Below are 16,904 nucleotides of genomic sequence, written 5' to 3'. Positions count from 1 at the left end.
ACGTTTACGACCACCCGGACGGCGTAGCCGTAAACGTTTACGGAGAACCCCGACTGGAGGTGGTCATGCGTCAGGGACCGACGATCACGACCATCGCCGAGCGTGCCGGCGTCTCGATCGCCTCGGTGTCGCGTGTCCTGAACGGGCTGCCCACCAGCGAGGCGACGGTCCGCGCCGTACGGGTCGCCGCCGAGGAGCTCGGCTACGTCCCCAACTCCGTGGCGCGGTCGCTGAAGTCGAGCCGGACGAACCAGGTCGCGTTCGCCATGGCGGACATCGGCAACCCGACGTACGTGGCGATGGTCCGGGCGATGCAGCCGGTGCTGAAGGACGCGGGCTTCCGCCTCATCCTGCACTCCACCGACGCCGACATCGACGACGAGCTCGACGTGCTGCGCCGGCTCGGCGAGCGGTACGCGGACGGCCTCATCATCAGCCCGATCCGCCTCACCGAGCGGCACCTTGAGGCGTTCGCCGAGGCGCGAGCCCCGGTAGTGGTCATCGGCTCGGTGCCCGACGGAACGCCCGTCGACAACGTACGGGCCGACTCGCGCACCGGGCTGCGTCTCGCCCTCGACCACCTGTACGCGCTGGGGCGGCGGCGCATCGGCTTCGTCAACGGCCCTCTCGACACCGTGCCGGGCGCCGCGCGCGCCCGCGCGTACGCCGACGCGCTGACCGAGCTGGGCCTGCCGCACGATCCGGCGCTCATCGAGATCGGCGACTTCTACCGCGCGGACGGCGCCGCCGCCACCCGAAGACTTCTCGCGCGGACCCGCCCGGACGCCCTCATGTGCGCCAACGACCTGATCGCGCTCGGCGCGCTGGACGTGCTGCGCGCGGAGGGGCTGAGAGTGCCCGAGGACGTCGCCGTGGTCGGCACCGACGACACCGACCTGGCGCCGGTGGCCTGGCCCACGCTCACCAGCGTCGCGCTCGGGTCGGCCGAACGCGGCCGCCGCGCGGCCGAGCTGATGCTCGACCGTCTCGCCGACGGCGACGCCGAGCCCCGCGTCGTCACGGTCGAACCCCGTCTGGTCGTTCGCGGATCGACGAAGGGCACCTCATGACAGCCGTCCAGGCCGCCGTCCGCGGCAGGGCCGCGCGTGGCCGCGGCGCCGACCGCGGCGTCTCGTTCCTCCTGCTCCCGGCGCTCATCCCGGTGCTGATCTTCAGCGTGGGGCCGCTGCTGTACGGGATCTACCTGTCCTTCACGGACGCGCGCGGCGGCCGCAACGCGGTCGTCTCCTTCGTGGGACTGAAGAACTTCGGCGAGGTGCTGACCGACGGGGACTTCTGGTCCTCCTTCAAGATCGGGCTGATCTGGGCGGTCAGCGTCACGGTGCTGCAGTTCGCCGCCGCGCTCGGACTCGCCCTGCTGCTCAACTCCGACCTGCGGCTCCGCGGGCTCGCCCGGGCGCTCGCGATGGCGCCCTGGGCGATGCCGCCGATCGTGATCGGCCTGATGTGGCGGCTCGTCTACCACCCGAACGCCGGCATCCTCAACGCGACGCTGCGCGACGCGCACGTCATAGGCCACAACGTCGACTGGCTGAACAACTTCGGCACCGCCCTGCCGGCGATCATCGTCGTCGGCGTGTGGACCGGGATGCCGCAGACCACCGTGGTCCTGCTGGCCGGGCTGCAGGGCGTGGCGTCGGAACTGCACGAGGCCGCCGCCGTGGACGGCGCGGGAGTGTGGCGGCGCTTCTGGAGCATCACGCTGCCGCAGCTCCGCCCGGTGATCATCGCGATCACCTCGCTCGACTTCGTCTGGAACATCAACCAGTTCGCGATGGTCTACGCGCTGACACAGGGCGGACCGGGCGGCCGTACGCGGCTGCCGATGCTCTTCGCGTATGAGGAGGCGTTCCGCTACGGGTTCTTCGGGTACGCGGCGGCGCTCGGCGTCGCGATCACCATCGTCGTGCTCGTCGTGCTCGGCCTCTACCTCTGGCGCCAGATGAGGGAGAACGCATGAGCAAGCCGCTCAAATATGTCGCGCTGCTCGCTTACCTGGTCTTTCTCGGGTTCCCGCTGCTGTGGCTGCTGTCGACGTCGTTCAAGACGCAGCGCGAGATGGCGACCCTGCATCCGCGCTGGATCCCGCACCACCCGACCCTGAGCAACTTCACCGACGCGTTCTCCACCCAGGACCTCACCGGGAGCGCGCTGCGCAGCCTGGTCGTCGCGCTCTCGGTGGCGGTCATCACGGTGGTGCTCGCGCTGCCCGCGGCGTACGCGCTGGCCCGGCACCGGTCGCTGCTCAACCGGGTGGCGATCGGGTGGGTGCTGGTCAGCCAGGTGTTCCCGGTGATGCTGATCATCATCCCGCTGTTCATGATCCTGCGGCGGCTGGACCTGGTGAACACCCTGCCGGGGCTGATCCTCGTGCACGTGACGTTCACGCTGCCGTTCGCGCTGTGGATGCTCCAGGGGTACGTCCGCGGCGTTCCGCGTGAGCTGGAGGAGGCGGCGGCCGTCGACGGCGCCGGGCGGCTGCGCACGCTCGTCCGGGTCATCGCCCCACTGCTGACCCCGGGGGTGATCGCCACCCTGCTGTTCGCCTTCATCTCCTCGTGGAACGAGTTCTTCTTCGCGCTCGTGATCCTCAAGGACCCGGACAAGGCGACGCTGCCGCTCACGCTCGTGAAGTTCACCGGCGCCGAACAGGCCGCCCGGCTGGGACCGCTCGCGGCGGCGTCCGTGCTGGCGACCATCCCCAGTCTCATCTTCTTCGCCGTCATCCAACGTCGGCTCCGCTCGGGCCTCACCGCCGGTGCCGTTAAGGGTTAATCAGGAGGTTGCCCATGCGTCGTCGTCTTCGTTCCGTGGCCGCGGTGGCCGCGGCCGCCGTGATCGGGCTGGCCGCCGGCTGTTCCGGCGGTGGCAGCAGCGATTCCGGCAAGCCGGTCAAGCTGAAGTTCCTCAGCCTTGCCTGGCAGAAGGACTCACTCGCGGCGAACAAACGCCTCGTCGCCGAGTGGAACAAGGAGAACCCCAAGATCCAGGTGCAGTACGTCCAGGGCAGCTGGGACAACGTGAACGACCAGCTCGTCACCTCCTTCGAGGGCGGCGACCCGCCGGACGTCATCCACGACGACTCCTCGGCGCTGGCCGGGTTCGCGAGCCAGGGGTACCTCACCGACCTGACCAAGCTGCTCCCGGCCGGCCTGAAGAGCGACATCCCGCAGGCGGCCTGGGGCACCGCGACGTTCGCCGGCCAGGGCGGCGGTGACCAGGGGATCTACGGCGTGCCGTTCCTCCAGGAGTCGCAGGTCATCCTGGCCAACAAGAAGCTGCTCGACGACGCCGGTGTGAAGGTGCCGACCGTCGACGCGCCGTGGACCTGGGACCAGTTCCAGCAGATCTCCAAGAAGCTCACGAGCGGCAAGCGCTTCGGCGTGGCCTGGGCGCTGAAGTCCCCGGTGAACCGCGTGCTCAACTTGTCGCTGAACTACGGCGGCACGTTCTTCCAGACCTCGGGCGGCAAGACGACGGTCAAGGTCGGCCCGCAGGAGCGTGAGGTGCTCCAGCGGATCCACGACCAGCTCTACAAGGACAAGAGCGCCGACCCCTCGGCGCTGGGCATGGGCACCGCCGACCCGCTGCCCGGCTTCTACGCCGGCAAGTACGCCATGCTCCCGGCGAGCATCTACATGCGCCAGCAGGTCATCGAGCAGGCGCCGAAGAACTTCGAGTGGGTCACCATCCCGCCGCTGAAGGGCCAGACGACGCAGCAGGGGGAGATCGCCCAGACGCTGTCCGTCGCCGCCGACAGCAAGCACCCGAAGGAGGCGGTGAAGTTCATCAGCTGGTTCCTCAACGGGCAGCACCAGGTGGAGCTGGCCAAGGGCGACTGGCTGATCCCGACGAGCCAGACCGCCGCCAAGGACCCGTCGCTGAACACCTCCAAGGACGGCTGGGACATCGCCACCGCCTCGGCGAAGAGCCTCATCCTCGCCCCGTACCTGAAGGTCGACGGCTACGACGAGTTCAAGACCAAGGTCGCCACGCCGGCGCTCCAGTCCTACTTCGCCAACAAGATCAGCATTGATCAGCTGGCGCAGAAGCTGACCGGCGACGGGGACAAGGTGCTGGCGAGATACCAGCATTGAGCGGCCAGATGACGATCGCGGACCGCGCTCGGGGGTGTCTGCTCGGCCTGGCGGCCGGCGACGCCCTCGGGCGCCCCGCCGAGAACCTCACCCCCGAGGAGATCACCCGGCGGTGGGGCCGGCTGACCGAGCTGGAGCCCGGCCCGGACGGCGTCGCGGCGGGCACCGACGACACCGAGTACGCGATCTTCGTGGGTCTGCTGCTCGAGACGTACGGTTCGGCGCTCACCAGTGAGGACGTCGCCCGTACGTACCGGGAGCAGATCCTGCCGATCAGCGGGCCGATGAAGGGCGCGGGCTTCTCCGAGCTCGGCACGGTCGAGGCGCTCCGCCGTGGGCTGGAGCCGCCGCTGACCGGGCTCTGGCACCGGCACGGCTGGTCCGACGGCCTGGCGATGCGCTCCGCCCCGTACGGGGTGTTCGCCGCGGGCGACCCGGCGGAGGCGGCGCGCCTCGCGGCGGTCGACGGCGCGGTCAGCCAGAACGGCGAGGGCGTACACGGCGGCCGGGCGGTCGCGGCGGCGGTCGCCGTCGCGATGACCGGCGCGGAACCGGACGCCGTCGTGGCGGCGGGGCTGGCCGCCGTACCGGCAGACTCCTGGACGGCGCGCAGTGTCGGCGCCGCGATCCGGATCGCCGCATCCCGCGACGACCTGGCACGCCGCCTCCATGCGGCCGTGGTCACCCGCCACTACCCGTGGACGGACCTCGCGCCGGAGGCGGTCGCCCTCGCCTTCGCCGCCTACCTGGCCGGCGGCGGTGACGTCGAGGAGTCCGCGGTGACCGCGGTGAGCCTCGGCCGGGACGCGGACACGACCGCCGCGATCGCGGGCGCGCTCGCCGGCGCGGGCCGCGGCGAGGGCGGGATCCCGGCGCGCTGGGCGCGCGCCATCGGCCCGGCCCGTGGCGCGTGCCTGCCCACGGTCGCGGGCCGGGACGTACGCGAGGTCGCCGACGCCCTGGTGCGGCGACGGATGAGCGGCTGACGAGCGGAGGAACGGACATGTCATCGGGGGATGATCGGGTGCGCGGCGCCTTCGCCGGGCTCGCCATCGGCGACGCGGCCGGCTGGCCCGCCGCCCGGCACCGGTGGGCGCTGCTGGCCCCGTGGACCCGCAGGCTCGGCCGGGAGCTCGACGCGTTCGCCGAGGAGCACCGTGTCACGGCGCTGCCCGTGCCGTTCGCGCTGAACCAGCCGGTCGCCGCGCTGGGCATCGGCCCCTCCGACGACGCGGAGTGGCTCGCCTGGACCGCCCGCACGCTGGAGGAGGACCGCCGGGCCGCGTTCGCCGCGCTGGACGACACCGTAAGGGCCCGGATCTCGGTCCGCACGGCCCTGGACAACCTGGCGCGCGGGCTGGACCCGCCCGCCAGCGGTCACGACAACCCGCACTACTTCGACGACGCCGCGGCGGTACGCGCGGTGGCGTTCGGCGCGGCGTCGCCGGGCGACCCGGAGGCGGCCGCCCGGCGGGCCCGTGCCGACGCGGAGGTCACCAACGCCGGGGACGGCGTGCACGGGGCCGCCGCGATGGCCTCGGCGGTCGCCGTCGCGGTGGCGGGCGGGTCCGCCGTCGACGCCGTCGACGCCGGGCTCGCCGCGCTGCCCTGCGGCACCGCGATCCGGCAGGCGGCGCTGGACGCGCTCGACGCGCCGGGCGACGCGTTCGCCGTGGTCCCCGCGCTCGACGCGGCGGTGCAGGACCACGTTTACAGCTACGGGGTGGCCGCCGCGCAGACCGTACCGGTCGCGCTGGCGCTGACCAACGCGTCGGCGGGCGACCTGACCCGTGCCGTGCCGGCCGCCGCCTGCCTCGCCTCGCTCGCCGACTCCGCACCCGCGCTGACCGGCGCGCTGACCGGTGCGCTCACCGGCTATTCGGCACTGCCGGAACCCTGGCGGGCCAGTACCAGAGTGCTCGCCGGATGCTGCCTGCCGGACCTGGCGGGCGCGGACCTCATCGCCATCGCCGACGGCGTCGCCGAACGATCCGGCGCACGCACGGAAGGGAAACAATGACGCTCCTACAGGACAAGGCCGTCGGAGCCATCACCGGTGCCGCGGTCGGCGACGCGCTCGGCGGGGCCACGGAGGGGTGGACGCCCGAGCAGATCCGCGAGCGCTACGACGGCTGGGTGACGGGCATCGTCCCGCCGTACTTCGCCGACTGGCGCAACGCGCGGCCCATCGCGCCGTACCACAAGGGCGACGGGCACGTCACCGACGACACCCTCATGACGCACGCGCTGATCCGCGTGTACGAGCGGGCCGGCGGCCACCTGGACGCGTACGCGGCGGCGGAGTACCTCGTGCCCGAGATGATGGGCGAGAAGCGCTGGATCCCCGAGCTGGAGGCGGAGGCGCTGCCGCTGCAACGGGTGTTCCTGGCCGAGAAGTGGCTGGTCCTGCGCCTGCACTACGGCCACGTCGACCCGCGCGAGGCCGGTGTGGGCAACATCGTCAACTGCGGCGCCGCGATGTACATGGCGCCGGTCGGCGTGGTCAACGCCGCCGACCCCGACGGCGCGTACGCCGAGGCCGTCGAGCTGGCGGGCGCGCACCAGTCCAGCTACGGCCGTGAGGCGGCGGGCGTGTTCGCGGCGGCGGTCGCCGAGGCGATGCGGCCCGGCGCGACGCCCGACTCCGTGGTCGCGACGGCGATCCGGGTGGCCAGGGACGGCACCCGCGCCGCGGTCGAGGCCGTCTGCGAGCGGGCGCGCGACTTCACGCACTGGGACGGCTCGTTCGCTGGGCTGCGCGAGGCGGTCCGTCCGTACGACACGGTCGCCGACACGTACCGCGACCAGGGGCTGGGCGCGCGCCGGCCGAGCCGGACGCACAGCATCGAGGAGCTGCCGCTCGCCCTCGCGTTCCTGCTGATCGGGGCGGGAGACTTCCGCGACACCGTGCTCGGCGCGGTCAACTACGGCCGCGACGCCGACTCGATCGCCAGCATGGGAGGCGCCATCGCCGGCGCCCTGGGCGGGGCGGACGCCGTACCCGCCGACTGGCGCGGGGACATCTCCACCGCCAGCCGGCTGGACCTGGAGGCGCCCGGCCGGGCGATCGCGGCGGTGGCCGAGCGCGTCCACGCGGCCGACGTCGAGCGGAGGCGCACGCACGAGCGTGCGTTCGAGGGGCTGCTGGCATGAGGCTGACCTGGATCCAGCCGGAGGACCTCGTCGGGCACGAGCTGCGGCAGGCCGAGCAGGACGGCCGGGACGTCTCCGCGATCGCCGACCGCTGGCACGCGGCGGGCGGGCACGACGCGCCGCCCCGCGCCGGCGCCTCTCCGGAGCCGGCCGAGCCGGACCTGCGCGCGCTCGCCGATGACCTGCTCGCCGAGCTCGACACGATTCCCTCGCCGCTGCACGAGCCGACCGCCCTGCCGGAGATCATCGCGGCCTGCCCGGACTGGCCCGCCGCCGCGCCCGCCACCGTGAAGGAGGACCGCGTGTACGGCGCGTGGCTGGGCCGCGCGGCCGGCTGCGTCCTCGGCAAGCCGGTGGAGAAGATCCCGCGCGAGGGTATCCGGGAGATCGCCGAGGCCACCGGGAACTGGCCGATCCGCGGCTGGTTCACCGCGAAGGGCCTGCCCCGGGAGATCGCCGATCGGTGGCCGTGGAACCGCCGCAGCGCGGTGAACAGCCTCGCCGAGAATCTCGACGGCACGCCCGAGGACGACGACCTGAACTTCCCGATGCTGGCCCTGGCGCTGCTCGAACGGCACGGGCCGCACTTCACCACGGACGAGGTCGCCCAGGCATGGCTGGACGAGCTGCCCGCCGGACGGGTGTTCACCGCCGAGCGCGTCGCCTACCGGAACCTGCTGCTCGGCGTCGAACCGCCGCGGACCGCGACGTACCGCAACCCGTTCCGCGAGTGGATCGGCGCGCAGATCCGCACCGACGTCTACGGCTGGGTCAACCCGGGCGATCCCGCGGCCGCGGCCGCCATGGCGCACCGCGACGCGTGCCTCAGCCATACGGCCAACGGGGTCTACGGCGCGATGTTCGCCGCGGCGATGTGCGCGACCGCCCTCGTCGCCGACTCGGTGGACGAGGTGCTGCGGGCCGGCCGGGCGGTGCTGCCGGAGGGCTCGCGGATGGCGTGCGCGGTCGACGAGGCCGTCGCCTCGGCCCGCGCCGAACCCGACCTCGACCGGCTCCTCGACGGGCTGCACGAGCGTCACGCCGGTCTGCACTGGGTGCACTCGGTCAACAACGCCGCTCTGGTCGCGGCCGCCCTCGCCCATGGGGACGGCGACTTCACCCGTTCGATCGCGGCGGCGGTGGCCGGCGGCTGGGACACCGACTCCGACGGCGCGACCGTCGGCTCGATCGCCGGGGCACTCGGCGGCGCCCCGGGCCTGCCCGAGGCGTGGACCGCGCCGCTGCGCGACCGGATGACCAGCAGCCTCACCGGCTTCGACGGCGTGCGGATCAGCGAGCTGGCCGAGCGCACCACCGCCCTCGCGAACCTCGGGGCGGAGGCGCTGTGACGAAACCGCTGGAGGGCGTCCGCGTCCTGGACATCGCGACGCTGTTCGCCGGCCCGATGGCCGCGATGTTCCTCGGCGACTTCGGCGCCGAGGTCGTCAAGGTCGAGCACCCCCGCCGGCCGGACCCGTCGCGGGGGCACGGCGCGGCCAAGGACGGCATCGGGCTGTGGTGGAAGATGCTCGGCCGCAACAAGCAGACGATCACCCTCGACCTGTCCGCGCCGGAGGGGCAGGAACTGCTGCTGCGCCTGGCCCGCGACGCGGATGTGATCATCGAGAACTTCCGGCCCGGCACCCTCGAACGCTGGAACCTGTCCTACGAACGGCTCAGCGAGGCCAACCCCGGCCTGGTGCTCGCGCGCGTCACCGGCTTCGGCCAGTTCGGCCCGTACGCCCGGCGTCCGGGGTTCGGCACGCTCGCCGAGGCGATGAGCGGGTTCGCCGCGATGACCGGCGAGCCGGACGGCCCGCCGACGCTGCCGCCCTTCGGCCTCGCCGACGGCATCGCCGCGCTCGCCACGGCGTACGCCGTGATGACCGCGCTGCGCGCCCGCGACGCGAGCGGCACGGGCCAGGTGGTGGACCTGTCCATCATCGAGCCGATCCTCACCGTGCTCGGCGGCCAGCCCACCGCGTACGACCAGCTCGGCGTCGTCCCGCCGCGTACCGGGAACCGGTCGGTCAACAACGCGCCGCGCAACACCTACCGATGCTCCGACGGCTCGTGGGTGGCCGTCTCGACGTCGGCGCAGAGCATCGCCGAGCGCGTGATGCGGCTGGTCGGACACCCCGAGTACCTGGACGAACCGTGGTTCGCCACCGGGGCGGGCCGTGCCGAGCACGCCGACGAGCTCGACGCGGCCGTCGCCGCGTGGGTCGGCGCGCGCACCCGCGCCGAGGTGCTGGAGTCCTTCGAGCGGGCCGAGGCGGCCGTCGCGCCGATCTACGACGTCGCCGACATCATGGCCGACCCCCAGCTCGCGGCGCTGGAGGCGATCACCACCGTGGACGATCCCGACCTGGGGGCCGTGCGCATGCAGAACGTGCTGTTCCGCCTGTCGGGAACGCCGGGCGCCGTACGGTGGAGCGGCCGGTCCCACGGCGCGGACACCGACCGGATCCTCGGCTCCCTCGGGTTGAGCGCGGACGACATCGCCGGGCTGCGCTCGCGGGGGGTCGTCTGATGCCGACTTTGCTCTACGTACCGGCCGACCACGCCCGCAGGGTCGAGAAGGCGCTCGCCTCCAGCGCGGACGTGGTGATCCTCGACCTGGAAGACGCCGTCGCGGTCGCGCACAAGGAGTCCGCGCGGGCGGCGGTCGTGCGGCTGCTCGCGGATCCGCCGCGACCGATCCAGGTCCGCGTCAACGACCTGCGCACCCCGTACGGCCGCGCCGACCTGGCCTCCCTGGCGCCGCTGCTGTCGCGCACCGACGGCGTACGGCTGCCGAAGATCGAGTCGGCGGACCAGGTACGGGAGGCGGCGGCGTTCGCGCCGGGGGTCGCGCTGCACCCGCTGCTGGAGTCGGCACTCGGGGTCGAGCGGGCCTACGACGTCGCCCGCGCCCACCCGCGCGTGGCGAGCATCGGCCTGGGCGAGGCCGACCTGCGCGCCGACCTGGGAGTGTCGGACGACGCGGGCCTGACCTGGGCGAGGTCACGGGTCGTCGTGGCGGCCCGCGCCGCGGGCCTGCCGGCTCCGGTGCAGTCGGTGTATCCCGACGTCGCGGACCTGGACGGCCTGGCGGCCTCCTGCCGGATGGGCCGGGCCCTGGGTTTCCGGGGGCGGGCCGCGATCCATCCGGCGCAGCTACCGGTGATCGCCGAGGCGTACCGGCCGGACCCGGCCGAGGTCGAGGCGGCGCGCCGCGTCGTCGAGGCGTTCGCGTCCGCCACGGTCACGGACACGGGAGCCGTCGCCCTGGAGAACGGCGCGTTCGTCGACCTCGCCGTGGTCCGCCAGGCCGAACGCCTTCTCGCGGAGGTCAATTCGGGTGATTAGGCGGAGTGTTCGGATCTATCGTTGAGATCATGATTTCGGGTGCCGAGGTGCTGCACGCCGGAGTGCTGCAGAAGCTCGTCTCATCGTTCCTCGTGCCCTTGCGGATCGAGGCCGCGGCGGGCGCGCCGTTCCGTGCGCACGTCAAGCATGCCGACGTCGGGCCCATGGTCGTCGCCCGCGTGCGCAGTACGCCCCACGCCGTCGTCCGGCGGCCGGGGGCCATCACCTCGACCGACCGGGATCTGTTCAAGCTCGTCCTGCACCGCCGCGGCGGCCTGGACGTGGCGCAGGCCGACCACCGGGCCCGCATGCGCCCCGGTGACATCGTGATCTTCGACGCCGCCCGGCCGTACGACGTCACGGCCCCGGACTCCTGCGACGTCGTGGTCGTCGGCGTGCCCCGTGCGGCGTTCGGCAGCAGAGCGGACGCCGTCGCACGCCACGGCGCGCGTGTGCTGCCCGCCGACCGGGGCACCCGATCGGTCATCGCGTCCGTGCTGACCGGACTGGCCGACCACCTCGACGAACTGCCCGGCCCCGGCGGCGCACGAATCGCCGACGCCATGACGTCGCTGATCGTCGCGGCGTTCACCGACAGCACGCCCGAGCGCGTCGACACCGGCACGGAGTTCGCCGACCGGATCCTGGCGTACACGCTGGCGAACCTGGACGACCCGACCCTGTCCGCGGAGTCCGTGGCCGCACGGCACGGGATCTCCGTCCGTCACCTGCATACGCTGCTGCGCCACCGCGACGTGACATTCGCGGCATGGGTCCGATCCGAACGCCTGCGCCGGATACGGTCCGACCTCCTCGACCCGACTCTCGCGGGCCGCACGACGGCGTCGATCGCCGCCCGGTGGGGACTGCGCGACTCGGCCCATCTGTCCCGCGCGCTCAAACGAGAGTACGGCCAGACCGCCGCCGACCTCCGCCGAGGCGCGCTGACCGACCGGCCATAGCACGGCTTCCTGTCGGAGGGACTTTGCAGCCTGGCGGCCTCTTTCCGAGACCTGGAGGGCACATGACCGCCGGACGGTTGGCCGAGAGCGACCATTCGCCGCTCCTGCGCACCGACTTCACCGATGACCAGGCCTGGCGGTCGCTGCTCGACGAGGTCGGCGACGACTGGCTGACGGTCATGGAGGACGCCGGTCATCGTGGCCTGTCCGTCCCGGAACTCCTGGCGCTGGTCCCGGACGACAGCCGCTATCCGGTGCTCGTCGTCGCCGACGATGTGACGTTCTCCTCGGCCGAGCGTCCGTTGCTGCTGGTCGACCTACGCGAGGAGCCGGGCCGGACGTTCCGGGCCGGGCCCGACGCGTTCCGGTCCGCCATCGGCAACCTGGCGATCCAGAACCAGAGCTTCGACGACTACGTCCGCTGCCTCGACGACTCGGGCGTCTACCGGATCTCCGACCGCCAGCGCCAGGCCCTGGCCGAGCTCCAGGCCCTCAGCCGGCCGACCACGGACATGCCACACGTCTCCATTCCGGGCCCGGGAGCCTCACGCGCCCATCCCGGCGAGGGGGCTCACCCCACTGGCCCCGCGCTGCCGAGCGTGCCCCCGGAGTCCTGAGCTGTCACGGGATGACCGGTCCGGTGGGGCATCGGTCACCTCCGGATGTCGCGTACGGGAAGCAATGGGCCCTGCTCGTCGACGAAGAGCAATGTGTCGGCGGGCACACGCGAGGTGATCCAGCCGAGGTCGACGCGGTCCCAGCGTGCGCAGTACTCCGGGCTTTGCCAACCGCCTTGAGGCTCGCCAGAGGTGGACACGCCGAGCCAGTCGGCATCGCCGATACGCGCGACCGCAGGCGAGCCGTCCGTCCACACCGGGACTCCCAACGACGGGATTCCGGCCAGGCGTTCGACCAGCGAGGCACGACATTGCGAGTTTCTCCTCGGGGACGAACTCCTCGTAGTCCTGCAGAAAATTTTCCGAGCCCTCTTTGAGCTCGAATCTTGTTCCACGGTCTCCCGGACATGGAAGCCGATGGTCGTATCCGTTCGGATAGATGTCTTCTGGTGCGCCGTCTGGAAAGCTCGACAGAAATATGCCTCTAACGCGTAGGCTCGTCTGAATCGGAGTAATCGAAGAGCTCTCGGCGAACGCCGCGTATGCGAAAATTCGCAGCGACAGACAAGCGACTGTCGTGGCGGCTACGAGCGAAGGCGTAAAGCTAAGATTCGAGCCGGTATCCGTTCGCTCGAGGAGCTCATGCGCTTGCGACCTAGGCCGTGTCTCCGAAGGTTGGCTGCCCGGGCCGGCGTCTGTGTTGGCTACGAGCAGACTTCTGAAACGCGGTCTAGCCGCACTGGCGGCCACCGAGACCCGATGACCGCCGTACGCGCACTTTTCGACGATCACCAGATGTAGCACATCCGGGCAGAGGTGTGGATGCTGTCGATCGCGCAGTGGGCGAAGTTCCGGTAAAAGCGATGCCAGGTCGTCTCGCCGTACATCCGGGCGTTGATCTCGATGGTCTGGTTCGGCTTGAACCACCAATTCACCTTGTAATTACACCCATGGCCCACTGAGGTGAGTCGGAAGTTCGGAGTGTGGACGAAGTTGTTGTTCTGATTGTATCCGCCTACGTTGACAAGGGCCAAGTCGTAGCCGCCGCCGTCGGAACAGATCTCTGCCTCATAGTTACGCTCGGCCGCGTTCGCCGCCGGGCTGATGAGACCGATGTCGGCCACAATTGCGGCGGTGCCGGTTCCGGCCAGAACCAGTGTGCCGGCAGAAACGAAGGCGAGTACTGCGGAAGCAATGCGCATGATTGAGCCCTCTCTCCAATTCAGGATTTCCCCCGATGTATCTGGTGAGATGGCCCTGATTGTCTAATGGGAGTCACGCGAGGGTCATTGACGCTGAGCGCACGAATCATTGATGTTCAGCGCAAGGACGCGGATGCGGACTCGGAATGGCGGGCCGGGCACCGACCTTGGACACCCGGCGATCAGATCGATGGCCATCGTCGCGGATGTCGGCGGCGCGGCTGGGCGGGACCAGTCTCAGAGCGTGTTTGAGAAGTTGATCTTGTTAGGTGTCGGCATGTCTAAGTGATCTTGGCCGGTTGGTGTAGTGATGGTCGGTGGATGGCTCGTGTGTCGTGTTATCCCTCGGGCCTGACCGATGCCGAATGGGCGCTGGTGGAACCGCTTCTTCCACCACCGGGTGAGGGCGGCCGTCCAGAGAAGCATCCGCGCCGGGAGGTGGTGGATGCGATCTTGTATGTGGTGCGGACCGGGTGCGCCTGGCGGCAGTTGCCGGCGGATTTCCCGCCATGGCAGACGGTGTACTGGTACTTCGTTCAGTGGGAGGAACAGCGCGTCACGCTGCGGCTTTTGGACGCGCTGCGCCAGCCGGTGCGGCTGGCCGAGGGCCGGGCGGCCGAGCCGAACGCCGGGATCATCGATTCTCAGTCGGTCAAGGGCGCCGACACCGTTGGGCGCGGGAGCCGGGGGGTATGACGCGGGTAAGAAGGTCAATGGCCGTAAGCGCTTCATTGTCACCGACTCCATGGGTTCGCTGATCACGGTGATGGTGTGCGCCGCGAGTGTCCAGGACCGTGACAGGGCCAAGAGCGCGCTGCTGGGAACGTACCTGTCCGCTCGCCGCTGCCGCCTCGTCTCCGCCGACGCCGGTTTCGCGGGCCGGCTGGTCGAATGGGCGGCCCGCGTGCTCGGGATCATCGTGGACATCGTCCGCAAACCCGAGGGACAGAAGGGTTTCAGTGTCCTGCCACGCCGGTGGGCGGTCGAACGCACGCTGGCCTGGATCACCGCCCACCGCCGCCTGGCCCGCGACTACGAACGCGACCCCGCCCATTCCGAAGCCATGATCCGCTGGGCCGCCATCAACACCATGACCCGCCGCCTCGCCCGCGGCCACCCCACCGCTCGCCCCGGCCGACGGCCCCTCGAATACCGCTGATGAGATCACTTCTCAAACACGCTCTAAGGCGCGGATATCGCTTTCGATCTTTTTGAGGTCCGCGAGTTGTTTCGGAGTGAACTCGGGAACGTCTGCTTCTGGCCCCTTGTCATCATGCGCGGACTCGTCCAGAAGGCCGTGCTTCTCGCCGCTGGGGGCGTTGGCTGCGGCGAGGCGGCTGTCGGCGCGGGAGGGGAATGCCGCGTCACCTGGGCGATCCGGCGGTAGACGTCGCTCGGCTGAGAGCTCCTGCCCGATGCGCTCGACATCTGAGTCCGGGCTCGTTCCCGGGTGGTCAGCGGCCATATGCCGCTCCTCGACAGGCGCCCATTCCGATGGTCATGGCGCTCGCTGCCCTCTGATATCTCCTGGCATCTTCCCGATGACGAATCTGACCATGTTCGATGGATTCCGAGCAAGCGCCCAGAGGCAGGGTCGTATCGTTCGGCTCAAGGAGCAACGAGAGGGCAGTGGCATGAAACGCAGGACGCGCGTCGTCGTCGTGGGTGGGGTCGTGGTCGTCGGGCTCGGGGCCGGGATCGGCGTCGCGTACGGCGTGCACGCGGGTAAGCAGCCCGAGGACACCGTCACCGTTCGCTCGACGCAGGATCCGCACGACGTCGCCACGTACTGGACCGACGAACGCATGCGGAACGCCAAGCCCGGCTGACAAGGATCGTTGAAATGTCCTTCGGCTCCGGCTCCGGCTGGTTATTCTCCGACCGTTTCGACGGATTCGGGGACGGAGGAACAGGGTGGCTTTTCGACGGTGGGCCCTGGCGGTCGCGCTGGGGGCGACGGTGCTCGCACCGGTCACGGCGGCGCACGCGGACGCGGGTTACGTTCCCGGGCAGTTCATCGCCAAGCAGTACACCGAGGCGCTCGGCCGGCTCCCCGACCAGGCGGGCTGGCAGGGTGACGTCGCGTACTTCCAGTCCGACGGCTGCAACGCCACCACGCTCGCCAACGTCGGGCGGTCCATCTACACCTCCTCGGAGTTCGCCGGGCTCGGGTACGACGACGACGCCAAGGTGCTCGCCCTCTACCGGGGGGCGATCAACCGCGAGCCCGACAAGGCCGGCTTCGACAACTGGATCGGGCAGCTCAACGGCGGCATGGCCTGGTCCACCGTCGTGGACAAGTTCTTCACCGGCGGGGAGTTCACCGCGCTCGTGCCCAAGATCTGCACGGGGGTCAGGGACGGCAGCGGCTCGTCGTACCAGTTCGGCACAATCCCGGCGTTGACCCTGCCGACCGGCGGCAGCGGGTTCACCGGCGCCGGCGCCGACCTGCAGAAGGTCCTCGACGCCACGCCCAAGGGCGGCACGGTCTACCTCGCCTCGAAGGCCGTCGTACGGCTCGGCGCCAAGCTGCGGATCCCCGCCGGGGTGACCCTCGCGACCACCGGTCGCCCCGACCCGCGCCACTACGCGTCGATGGGCCGGCTCGTACGCGACGGCGCGTTCAACGACCGGCTCGTCGAGCTCGGCGACGGCGCCCACCTGGAGAACGTCTGGGTCGACGGCGCGCGCGACACCCCGGAGAACTCCGACGCGAGCCGCGACAACGTCGTGCTCGACGGCGGCACCGGAACCTCCGTCACCAACAGCAAGATCTCCAACTCCGCCGGGCCGCAGGCGGTGTACGCGCTGGGCGCCTTCGACGGGTACGCCTGCGCCGACGTCGAGATCAGCGGGAACGTGATCACGGCCTACTCCAGCGACCACGTCAAGACCAACACCTGGAGCGACGGCGTCGCGGTGACCTGCCAGGACGCCACGGTCAGCGGCAACCAGATCGTGGACGCCTCCGACGTCCCGATCGTGCTCTACCGCTCGCAGCCGGTGACGGGCGCCACTGTCGCCCAGCGGTCCAAGGTCACGGGCAACACGGTGCTGAACGCGGGCAACTCCGCGTACGGCGGTCTCGGCCTGGACCCGCTGCCGTCCGACACGCCGGCGACCGTCGGCTTCACCGGGGCGACCATCAGCGGCAACACGATGTGGACCAGCCCGAACGCCCATTACGTCATCGGGCTGGTCGACGGGACGCGCTCCTGGTTCGGGCCCAAGTCCAACACCGGCAGTGGCGGTGAGATCTCCGGAAACACCACCGGCTCGCAGACCGCCCGGGTCGTCACCGGCATCGGCGCGACCGGCATGCTGCACACCGCGATCACCGGCAACACCATGAAGTGGAGCCATGTGAGCGGCGTCAGCAAGTGCCCGAACGTCGACTTCGCCGCGTCGATCTCGGCCGGCACCGCCTCGGGCACGTTCTCACCCACCCCGGTCGACGTCGCGTTCGACAGCTGCGTCTAGGTTCCGCTGGACGCTTGGGCG

The 16,904-nt window shown here is 71.0% G+C and carries 17 protein-coding genes and 1 pseudogene; 15 read left to right on the top strand and 3 right to left on the bottom strand.

Going from position 1 to position 16,904, the window contains the following annotated elements; all coding sequences use genetic code 11:
- Window positions 1-65 precede the first annotated feature (65 nt).
- The 12 genes from QSK37_RS43160 to QSK37_RS43105 all read left to right on the top strand — a co-directional run bounded on the left by QSK37_RS43160 (window position 66) and on the right by QSK37_RS43105 (window position 12,201).
- Window positions 66-1,070: a LacI family DNA-binding transcriptional regulator gene (locus QSK37_RS43160; protein ID WP_285633270.1), complete on the top strand. Its 1,005-nt coding sequence runs from the start codon at window positions 66-68 to the stop codon at window positions 1,068-1,070.
- Entirely contained in the window at window positions 1,067-1,981 is a 915-nt protein-coding gene (locus QSK37_RS43155) for a carbohydrate ABC transporter permease (RefSeq protein ID WP_285633266.1), read from the top strand. The genes QSK37_RS43160 and QSK37_RS43155 overlap by 4 nt, the downstream gene beginning before the upstream one ends.
- Entirely contained in the window at window positions 1,978-2,796 is an 819-nt protein-coding gene (locus QSK37_RS43150) for a carbohydrate ABC transporter permease (protein WP_285575119.1), read from the top strand. Before QSK37_RS43155 ends, QSK37_RS43150 begins: the two co-directional genes overlap by 4 nt.
- Before the next feature lie 14 nt (window positions 2,797-2,810).
- Window positions 2,811-4,118 carry an ABC transporter substrate-binding protein gene (locus tag QSK37_RS43145; protein ID WP_285633263.1) on the top strand — a complete coding sequence of 436 codons (1,308 nt, stop codon included), beginning with the start codon at window positions 2,811-2,813 and terminating at the stop codon, window positions 4,116-4,118.
- A gap of 8 nt (window positions 4,119-4,126) precedes the next feature.
- Complete coding sequence (locus tag QSK37_RS43140) at window positions 4,127-5,104, top strand: ADP-ribosylglycohydrolase family protein (protein WP_285633260.1); 978 nt, start codon at window positions 4,127-4,129, stop codon at window positions 5,102-5,104.
- A gap of 17 nt (window positions 5,105-5,121) precedes the next feature.
- Window positions 5,122-6,138: an ADP-ribosylglycohydrolase family protein gene (locus QSK37_RS43135; RefSeq protein ID WP_285633256.1), complete on the top strand. Its 1,017-nt coding sequence runs from the start codon at window positions 5,122-5,124 to the stop codon at window positions 6,136-6,138.
- Window positions 6,135-7,271: an ADP-ribosylglycohydrolase family protein gene (locus QSK37_RS43130; protein WP_285633254.1), complete on the top strand. Its 1,137-nt coding sequence runs from the start codon at window positions 6,135-6,137 to the stop codon at window positions 7,269-7,271. The genes QSK37_RS43135 and QSK37_RS43130 overlap by 4 nt, the downstream gene beginning before the upstream one ends.
- Window positions 7,268-8,620: an ADP-ribosylglycohydrolase family protein gene (locus QSK37_RS43125; RefSeq protein WP_285633252.1), complete on the top strand. Its 1,353-nt coding sequence runs from the start codon at window positions 7,268-7,270 to the stop codon at window positions 8,618-8,620. The genes QSK37_RS43130 and QSK37_RS43125 overlap by 4 nt, the downstream gene beginning before the upstream one ends.
- Window positions 8,617-9,804, top strand: coding sequence for a CaiB/BaiF CoA transferase family protein (locus tag QSK37_RS43120; protein ID WP_285633250.1), 1,188 nt, complete (start codon window positions 8,617-8,619; stop codon window positions 9,802-9,804). Before QSK37_RS43125 ends, QSK37_RS43120 begins: the two co-directional genes overlap by 4 nt.
- Window positions 9,804-10,622: an HpcH/HpaI aldolase/citrate lyase family protein gene (locus tag QSK37_RS43115; RefSeq protein ID WP_285633248.1), complete on the top strand. Its 819-nt coding sequence runs from the start codon at window positions 9,804-9,806 to the stop codon at window positions 10,620-10,622. Before QSK37_RS43120 ends, QSK37_RS43115 begins: the two co-directional genes overlap by 1 nt.
- Before the next feature lie 29 nt (window positions 10,623-10,651).
- On the top strand, window positions 10,652-11,584 hold the full coding sequence (locus tag QSK37_RS43110; RefSeq protein ID WP_285633246.1) for an AraC-like ligand-binding domain-containing protein: 933 nt from the start codon (window positions 10,652-10,654) through the stop codon (window positions 11,582-11,584).
- Window positions 11,585-11,646: 62 nt separating this feature from the next.
- Window positions 11,647-12,201 (top strand): DUF6924 domain-containing protein, encoded by a 555-nt coding sequence (locus QSK37_RS43105; protein WP_285633243.1) that lies wholly within the window; start codon window positions 11,647-11,649, stop codon window positions 12,199-12,201.
- Window positions 12,202-12,236: 35 nt separating this feature from the next.
- Here the strand turns inward: QSK37_RS43105 and QSK37_RS43100 are convergent, their stop codons facing one another.
- Both QSK37_RS43100 and QSK37_RS43095 read right to left on the bottom strand, forming a co-directional pair.
- Window positions 12,237-12,458: a hypothetical protein gene (locus QSK37_RS43100; protein ID WP_285633240.1), complete on the bottom strand. Its 222-nt coding sequence runs from the start codon at window positions 12,456-12,458 to the stop codon at window positions 12,237-12,239.
- A gap of 531 nt (window positions 12,459-12,989) precedes the next feature.
- The gene (locus QSK37_RS43095) at window positions 12,990-13,403 is read right to left on the bottom strand and encodes a hypothetical protein (protein ID WP_285633237.1); all 414 of its coding nucleotides are present in this window, start codon (window positions 13,401-13,403) and stop codon (window positions 12,990-12,992) included.
- Between the two features lie 321 nt (window positions 13,404-13,724).
- Between QSK37_RS43095 and QSK37_RS43090 the strand changes: the two are divergent.
- A pseudogene (locus QSK37_RS43090) lies at window positions 13,725-14,562 on the top strand (IS5 family transposase).
- A 12-nt stretch (window positions 14,563-14,574) separates the two neighbouring features.
- Here QSK37_RS43090 and QSK37_RS43085 read toward each other — a convergent pair.
- The gene (locus tag QSK37_RS43085; protein WP_285633235.1) at window positions 14,575-14,868 is read right to left on the bottom strand and encodes a hypothetical protein; all 294 of its coding nucleotides are present in this window, start codon (window positions 14,866-14,868) and stop codon (window positions 14,575-14,577) included.
- Between the two features lie 169 nt (window positions 14,869-15,037).
- Here QSK37_RS43085 and QSK37_RS43080 point away from each other — a divergent pair, with 169 nt between their 5' ends.
- Both QSK37_RS43080 and QSK37_RS43075 read left to right on the top strand, forming a co-directional pair.
- The gene (locus QSK37_RS43080; RefSeq protein ID WP_285633232.1) at window positions 15,038-15,232 is read left to right on the top strand and encodes a hypothetical protein; all 195 of its coding nucleotides are present in this window, start codon (window positions 15,038-15,040) and stop codon (window positions 15,230-15,232) included.
- An 85-nt stretch (window positions 15,233-15,317) separates the two neighbouring features.
- Window positions 15,318-16,883 carry a DUF4214 domain-containing protein gene (locus tag QSK37_RS43075; RefSeq protein ID WP_285633229.1) on the top strand — a complete coding sequence of 522 codons (1,566 nt, stop codon included), beginning with the start codon at window positions 15,318-15,320 and terminating at the stop codon, window positions 16,881-16,883.
- Window positions 16,884-16,904: the final 21 nt, after the last annotated feature.

The organism is Actinoallomurus iriomotensis (assembly GCF_030269445.1).
GTDB lineage: Bacteria > Actinomycetota > Actinomycetes > Streptosporangiales > Streptosporangiaceae > Actinoallomurus > Actinoallomurus iriomotensis.
The sequence above is the reverse complement of the archived record's forward strand: the minus strand, read 5'-3'. Positions and strand labels throughout refer to the sequence as shown.